1 protein-coding gene is annotated in these 255 nt (G+C 38.8%); it reads left to right on the forward strand.

Annotated elements, in window-relative coordinates; genetic code table 11:
- Positions 1-255 (forward strand): transposase (locus ACEN31_RS11680; protein ID WP_407109492.1); only part of this gene is annotated, 255 nt, incomplete at both ends.

The following is a 255-nucleotide window of genomic DNA, read 5'->3' on the forward strand; positions in this document are numbered from 1 at the left end:
TTGTCATCGATCGGTTTCATATCGTTCAATTATTGAATAATACGTTAAACAGATATCGGATTAAAGTCATGAACACGATTCGTTACAACCGGCCGCGTGATTACACCAAATTAAAACAATTATGGAAGTTAATTCAAAAAAACCGGGAGTCCTTGGACTTCGAGGATTACCACATTCACCGGCTGTTTGATGGCCTTGTGACTCAAAAAAGTATGGTCAATTATATGTTGAGTATCGATCCACGATTGGAGCAGG

Source organism: Ruoffia sp. FAM 26255, assembly GCF_045528525.1.
In the GTDB taxonomy this organism is placed as follows: domain Bacteria; phylum Bacillota; class Bacilli; order Lactobacillales; family Aerococcaceae; genus Ruoffia; species Ruoffia tabacinasalis.